General features: G+C 61.6%; 4 protein-coding genes. All 4 read left to right on the forward strand.

The window, feature by feature from the left end; translation table 11 throughout:
* Nucleotides 1-183 precede the first annotated feature (183 nt).
* From ACP7BZ_RS22675 to ACP7BZ_RS22690, 4 genes are read left to right on the forward strand one after another with little or no spacing between them, the layout of a single operon-like run.
* Nucleotides 184-1,620, forward strand: coding sequence for a DUF3375 domain-containing protein (locus ACP7BZ_RS22675; protein ID WP_426117426.1), 1,437 nt, complete (start codon nucleotides 184-186; stop codon nucleotides 1,618-1,620).
* Between the two features lie 41 nt (nucleotides 1,621-1,661).
* On the forward strand, nucleotides 1,662-2,261 hold the full coding sequence (locus tag ACP7BZ_RS22680) for a DUF4194 domain-containing protein (protein ID WP_426117432.1): 600 nt from the start codon (nucleotides 1,662-1,664) through the stop codon (nucleotides 2,259-2,261).
* On the forward strand, nucleotides 2,258-5,656 hold the full coding sequence (locus ACP7BZ_RS22685) for an ATP-binding protein (protein WP_426117428.1): 3,399 nt from the start codon (nucleotides 2,258-2,260) through the stop codon (nucleotides 5,654-5,656). Before ACP7BZ_RS22680 ends, ACP7BZ_RS22685 begins: the two co-directional genes overlap by 4 nt.
* The gene (locus tag ACP7BZ_RS22690) at nucleotides 5,653-6,834 is read left to right on the forward strand and encodes a DUF3322 domain-containing protein (RefSeq protein WP_426117430.1); all 1,182 of its coding nucleotides are present in this window, start codon (nucleotides 5,653-5,655) and stop codon (nucleotides 6,832-6,834) included. Before ACP7BZ_RS22685 ends, ACP7BZ_RS22690 begins: the two co-directional genes overlap by 4 nt.
* Nucleotides 6,835-7,133 lie beyond the last annotated feature (299 nt).

Raw genomic sequence — 7,133 nt, forward strand, 5'->3', positions numbered from 1 at the left:
ACCGTGAAACGATATTACGCCGATGATAGTGCTGCAACCAGTGTGAAAGTAGGTTATCGTCAGGCTAGTTATAGTGAGAAAACCCCGTACAGTGATGTGCGGGGTTTTTTTACGTCTGCGCGTTGTGCTTCCATTTCACTGCGTCAGTGCTACATTATCAATGACAGCAAAGGCCCCGCCCATATGGACTATCAACAACTGCTCATCCAGCGGCGCAGCCACCCAGCCTGGCGCCTGCTCGCCGCCGACAACGCGCCGATGATTGCCAGTTTCTTGCACGCCGCCTTTATCGCGCCCAATATGCGTGCCGTTTCGCGCGCGCAACTTGCATCGAAACTCGACGACTACCTGTATCACCTCCATGAAGTCGCTGGCGAAGTGCTGTTCCCGAAGGCTGCCGGCGCCTATCTCGATGACTGGGCTGCGGACGAGCGCGGCTGGCTCAGAAAATATTATCCGGCCGGGCAGGATGAAGCCCATTACGATCTCGCTTCGTCAACCGAGCTGGCGATCGATTGGCTGCGCAACCTGGGCCAGCGAAATTTTATTGGCACCGAGTCGCGCCTGATGACGGTGTTCGATCTCTTGCATCAAATTGTCGATGGGACCGAGCTCGATCCACGTGCCCGCATCGCCGAACTGAAACGCAAAAAGGCCGACATCGATGTGGAAATCGCCCAGATCAGCGCCGGCCGCATCGACTTGATGGATGCCACCCAGGTGCGTGAACGGTTTATCCAGATGGCTGCCACCGCGCGCGAACTGCTGTCCGATTTTCGCGCGGTTGACCATAATTTTCGCAGTCTCGATCGCCAGGTGCGTGAACAGATCGCTACCTGGGACGGTAGTAAGGGCGCGCTGCTGCAAGCCATCTTTGGTCAGCGCGATTTGATCTCGGAGACCGATGAAGGTAAAAGCTTCAGGGCATTCTGGGATCTCTTGATGTCGCCCGCGCGCCAGGACGAATTAACCGAACTGCTCAAGCGGGTAATGGACATGGCCCCGGTGCGTGAACTCGAAGCCGACGGTCGCTTGCAGCGGATTCATTACGACTGGCTGGAAGCGGGCGAAGTGACGCAACGGACGGTGGCGCGTCTGTCCGAACAGTTGCGTCGCTACCTGGATGACCAGGCCTGGCTGGAAAACCGCCGCATTATGCAAATCATGCGCGACATCGAGCAGAGGGCGCTCGCCTTGCGCGGACAAATCGACGAGCGCGCCTTCATGGAGCTCGATGCGCCGGCGCCGATGCTGGTCATGCCGATGGAGCGCACCCTGTATGCGCCGCCCTTCAAGCCGAAAATCAGCCAGCAGGTGCTGAGCGACGAATCCGATCCGCTCAGTGCCGATGCGCTGTTCGAGCAGATCTATGTCGACCCTGCACGTCTGGCTGCCAACGTGCGGCGCGCGCTGCAAACGCGCACCCACATTACACTGGCGACGCTCACCGCCGATTTTCCGCTCGAGCAGGGCCTGGCCGAACTGGCAGGCTATCTCAAACTGGCGACCCAGGACCGCAAGGCTGTCATCGATGACGACCAGAGCGAACAAGTTCACTGGACCGACGAACAAGGCCGCGCGCGTCAGGCGACGCTGCCACTGATCATATATTCAGCATGAACCCCGTCAGCATGAACCCCGTCAGCATGAACCCCCTCAGCATGAATCCCGACACACACGAACAACACCGTCTGGGCCCGCTGCTGGTCCTCCTTCTGCAGGGTGTGCTCTATCGCGCTGCCGACACCACGCTGTGGCAGGCGCTGATCGACTTGCAGGGCCGTGTGCGCGACTATTGCGGCACACTTGGCCTGGACGTGATCGTTGATGAAGCGGAGGGTTATGCGTATTTGCGTCAGCGCCCAGTGGCGCCGGGCGAGCCCGAGATACCGCGTCTGATCGCGCGCCGCCAGCTCAGCTACCCGGTCAGCCTGATCCTGGTTTTACTGCGCAAAAAACTGGCCGAGTTTGATGCCATGGCGGGCGAGACCAGGTTGATCATGAGTCGTGAACAGATCGTCGATGCGGTGCGACTGTTTTTGCCCGACACCGCCAATGAGGCGCGCCTGCTCGACCGCATGGACACCCATATCAACAAGGTGACCGAGCTGGGATTTTTGCACCGCTTGCGCGGTCAGGAGCACCAGTTCGAAGTGCGGCGCATTCTCAAATCCTTCGTCGATGCGCAGTGGCTGAGCGACTTCGAGCAGCGCCTGGCGCAGTATGGCGCGCACGCCGGCGCCGTGGAAAGTGACGCATGAACGACAGCGCCCAGTTCCATCCGGCCGAACAGCCGGAGTTTGAATTCTCCCCGGCGCCCGACGAACGCGCCGGTTTTCGCCTGCATCATTTCGAAGTGTTCAACTGGGGGACCTTCGATGAACGGGTCTGGCGCCTTCATCCTGGCGGCGACAATATCCTGCTGACGGGGGATATCGGCTCAGGTAAATCAACCCTGGTCGACGCCCTCACTACCTTGCTGGTGCCGGCCCAGAAAATTTCTTACAACAAGGCGGCCGGCGCCGACGCCCGCGAGCGCAGCCTGCGCACCTATGTGCTCGGTCATTACAAGTCGGAGCGGGGCGACACCGGCATGAGCGCACGCGCTGTCTCGCTGCGCGATCAAAACAGTTATTCGGTGATCCTTGGCGTGTTTTATAACGAGGGTTTTGATCAGACGGTTACCTTGGCCCAGGTATTCTGGCTCAAGGATGCGCGTGGCCAGCCCGAGCGCTTTTACGTGGTGGCCGATTCGCGCCTGTCGATCAGCGAGCATTTTGCCGGCTTTGGCAGCGACATCGGCCAGCTGCGCAAGCGATTGCGCGCGAGCGCTGGCGTGATACTGCATGACGCCTTTCCCCCTTATGGCGCGGATTTCCGCCGCCGCTTCGGCATCGCCAGCGAACAGGCGATGGATCTATTCCACCAGACGGTGTCAATGAAATCCGTCGGCAACCTGACGGAATTCGTGCGGGACCATATGCTCGAAGCGTTTCCCGTCGAGGTACGCATCGCCGCGCTGATCGCGCACTTTGACGATCTCAATCGCGCGCACGAGGCGGTTATCAAAGCCAGGCTGCAGATCGAACAATTGACGCCACTGACGGCCGACTGCGAACGCCACGATATGCTGCGGCACCAGGTCGAGCAGCTGCGCGCTTGCCGCGACATGCTGCGTCCGTGGTTCGCCTATCTCAAGCACGAGCTGCTCGACAAGCGCATCGCACTGTTGCAGGCGGAGCTCGATGCGCTGGCCGACCGCCTGCGCAAGCACGGCGACGAACGGCGGGCGCTGGCGCAGCGCCGCGATGAGATCACCCACGCGATCGCTGCCAACGGTGGCAATCGCATCGAACAGATCAAGGGCGACGTCGCCCGCTTGCAGGCCACCCGCGACGAGCGCGCGCGCCGCTGCGCCCAATACGACGCCCTCGCCGCTGCCGTCGAGCTGCCTGCTGCAGTCGACGGCGCCACCTTCTCTGCCAACCGGCGCGACATCGAGGCGGGTCAAGCTGCCCGTATCGCCCAGCGCGATGAGGTGCAGAACCGCCTTACCGAGGCCGGCGTCAGCGTGCGTGAACTGGGCCGCCTGCATGGCGAACTGGCCGCCGAGCTGGAATCGCTGCGCGGACGCAAATCGAATATCCCCAGCCAAATGCTCGATCTGCGCGACAAACTGTGTGGCGCCCTGCGCATCGTGCCCGCCAGCGTGCCGTTCATCGGTGAACTGATCCAGGTACGCGAAGAAGAGCGTGGGTGGGAAGGCGCGGCCGAACGGTTGCTGCACAATGTTGGCTTGTCGCTGCTGGTGCCAGAGACGCACTACGCAGCCGTCGCCGCCTGGGTCGACAGCACCAATGTCGGCAACCGCCTGGTGTACTACCGGGTGCGCGCCGGCGTGGCGCCTGACAGCCGCGCGCTGCCCGCCAACGCCCTGGCGCGCAAGCTGCAGATCAAGCCCGACTCGCCATTCTATGGCTGGATCGATGCGGAGCTGGCGCGCCGTTTCGACCATGCATGTTGCGAGCGCCTTGAGGAATTCCGCCGCGAGAAGCGTGCGATTACCCGCAGCGGCCAGATCAAGGCCGCTGGCGAGCGTCACGAGAAAGATGACCGCCACCGCCTCGATGACCGTTCGCGCTATGTGCTGGGGTGGTCGAACCAGGAGAAGATCGCGGCCCTGGCCAGGCAGGAGCGCGACCTGAGCACGCGGGTGCAGGCGCACAGCGCACACATCTCGCAGCTCAAAGCGCAGCTCAGTAGCCACAACACCTTGCTGGGCAGCTGGCAGCAGCTCGGGATGTTCGATCATTTCAATGAGCTGGACTGGAAGCCGCTGCTGATCGCCATCGAGGCGCTGGAGCGCGAACTGGAGACGCTGGCGGCAGCGTCCGACCTGCTGCGCACCCTGCAGGCCCAGTTTACCGAATTGACGCAGGCGCAGGCGCGTGCGGAAGAGCAGTACGCGGCGGCGGCCACTGCGCAGGCACGCGCGGCCGAAAAAATCGAGCAGGCCAGCATGGCGGCGGCCGACTGCGCGATCCTGCTCGAGGCGACACCGCGGGACGCGCAGGCGATGTATTTTCCCCAGCTCGAATCGCTGCGTGCGCAGGCGCTGGGCGTCCACACCCTCACCATCGAATCGAGCGACAACCGAGAAAAGGATTTTCGGGATTTCCTGCAGTCGCACATCGACGCCGAAGACAAAAAAATTGCGCGCCTGCGCGACGCCATCATCGGCGCCATGCAGAATTACATCCGCAGCTGGCCACTCGATGCGCGCGAGGTCGACGTCAGCATCGAGGCGGGCGCCGAGTTCAGGAAAATGCTCGACAGCCTGCAGGCCGATGATTTGCCCCGCTTTGCCTCGCGCTTCAAGGATCTGCTGAACGAAAACACCATCCGCGAAATCGCCGGCTTCCAGTCGCAGCTCAAGAGAGAGCGCGAAACCATCCGTGAGCGCATCGCCCGCATCAACAGTTCGCTGCAAGCGATCGACTACAACCCGAACCGCTACATTCTGCTCGAGGCCGAGCAGAATCTGGATGCGGACCTGCGCGATTTTCAGCAGGATCTGCGCAGTTGTACCGAGGGCGCCCTGACCGGCTCCGCCGACGAAGCGTATTCGGAAGCCAAATTCCTGCAAGTTAAACGCATCATCGAACGATTTAGGGGGCGCGAGGGCAGCGCCGAAGTCGATCGCCGCTGGACTCGCAAGGTGACCGACGTGCGCAACTGGTTTGTGTTCTCGGCGTCGGAGCGCTGGCGCGACGACGACCGTGAACACGAGCACTACACCGATGCCGGCGGCAAGTCGGGCGGCCAGAAGGAGAAGCTGGCCTATACCGTATTGGCGGCCAGTCTGGCTTACCAGTTTGGACTCGAATGGGGCGCGGTGCGTTCGCGTTCGTTTCGTTTTGTCGTCATCGACGAGGCGTTCGGCCGCGGCTCCGACGAATCGGCGCGCTTCGGTCTCGAGCTGTTCAAGCGGATGAACCTGCAACTGCTGATCGTCACGCCGCTGCAAAAGATTCACATCATCGAGCCGTACGTGGCGGGATTGGGATTCGTCCATAGCGAAGAGGGGCGGCAATCGAAACTGCGCTACCTGAGCATCGAGGAGTATCACGCCGAGCGCGACGCGCGGTCGGCATGACGCTATCGTCGAGCTGGTCGACGCCGACCGACATCCGTCAGCAGGTGCAGCGCCTGTGGGATGATGGCCGTCTGCTGGCGGCGCCGCTGGAGGGCGCCACGCTGTTCCCGTTAGAGCTGCGTCTGCGCCAGCCGACAGTGGCCGATATCGGCGCGCAGTTCGACGCCGTGCGTAGCTGGATCCGTACGCTGGAGGCGGGACGTGGTTATGACATCGTCTGGCGCGAGATCAACCACCGGCAGACGGGGCGCAATCTACTGCCCGATCGCGTCATGGTCGCCAGCGAGTTTGACGCCTTGCGGCTGATCGGGCGCAGCACCGATGCGCGCCGTTTCGAGCAACTGGCGGCTGACACGCTGTCGCACTTCCCGCAGTTGCGTCCATGGCTGGCGCGCCGCCCATTGACGGTCCTCGAGCACGCAGAGCACTGGCCCCGCATGCTAGCGATCCTACGCTGGTTCGTGTCGCACCCGCAGCCTGGCATCTATCTTCGTCAACTCGACATCGTCGGCGTCGACAGCAAGTTCATTGAAGCGCGCAAGGGCTTGTTCACCGAACTGCTCGACCTGGTGCTGCCGGCCGATGCGATCGCCCAGGATGCAGTGGGCGCGCGCCAGTTCGAGGCGCGCTTCGGTGTACTGGCCAAGCCGGCGCTGGTGCGCATGCGCATCCTCGATCCCGCCTTGATGCTGGCCGGGTTGTCCGACCTGAGTATGCCGGTCAGCCAGTTTGCGCGCCTGGAGATCGGCGCACGGCGGGTGTTCGTCACCGAAAATGAAATCAATGGGCTGGCGTTTCCAAATACGGCGGCCTCGATCGTCGTGTTCGGTGGCGGCTATGGGGTGTCACGGCTTGCCGAGATAGCGTGGCTGCAGCGCTGCGATGTGATTTATTGGGGCGATATCGACACCCACGGTTTCGCCATCCTCGACCGCCTGCGCGCGCGCGTGCCGCACGCCCGCTCACTGCTCATGGATGCGGCAACGCTGCATGCGCATCGCAGCCTGTGGGGGACCGAGGAGATCGACAAGCGTCATACCGGCGAGTTGCAGCACCTCAATGATGAAGAGCAGGCTGTGTACCGTGACTTGCGTGACGATGTGCTGGCCGAGCGCGTGCGCATGGAGCAGGAGCGCATTGGTTTTGGCTGGGTGCGCGAGGCAGTTGATCGTGTATGAGGAATGAAAAAAGGCCTTGCCCAGATGCACCACGGCTTGCTATAGTCCGCCCCCTCGCAGAACAAAGCATGCAAATGCAAGGTGAAGCGAGAAAAAAAGATGGTTGACGAAAGCAGCTAAACGCTTCATACTCTTTCCTCTCTGCTGCAACGAACACAACGCTTCGAGATGCGCAGACAGCAGTACCGAATAAAGTTCTTTAACAATTAACAGTCGATAAGTGTGGGCGTTTGATGAAAGTGCCAGTGACTTCGGTCACTGCATACTTAAATTATCAAATGTTCACAAAGAAGAAAAAT

Source organism: Massilia sp. PWRC2 (assembly GCF_049896725.1).
Lineage (GTDB): Bacteria > Pseudomonadota > Gammaproteobacteria > Burkholderiales > Burkholderiaceae_D > JAFCUW01.

Excerpts from the sequence above, each read along its gene's own strand:
- ACP7BZ_RS22675 (WP_426117426.1), top strand. The coding sequence starts at position 184 with ATGGACTATCAACAACTGCTCATCCAGCGGCGCAGCCACCCAGCCTGG.
- ACP7BZ_RS22680 (WP_426117432.1), top strand. The coding sequence starts at position 1,662 with ATGAATCCCGACACACACGAACAACACCGTCTGGGCCCGCTGCTGGTC.
- ACP7BZ_RS22685 (WP_426117428.1), top strand. The coding sequence starts at position 2,258 with ATGAACGACAGCGCCCAGTTCCATCCGGCCGAACAGCCGGAGTTTGAA.
- ACP7BZ_RS22690 (WP_426117430.1), top strand. The coding sequence starts at position 5,653 with ATGACGCTATCGTCGAGCTGGTCGACGCCGACCGACATCCGTCAGCAG.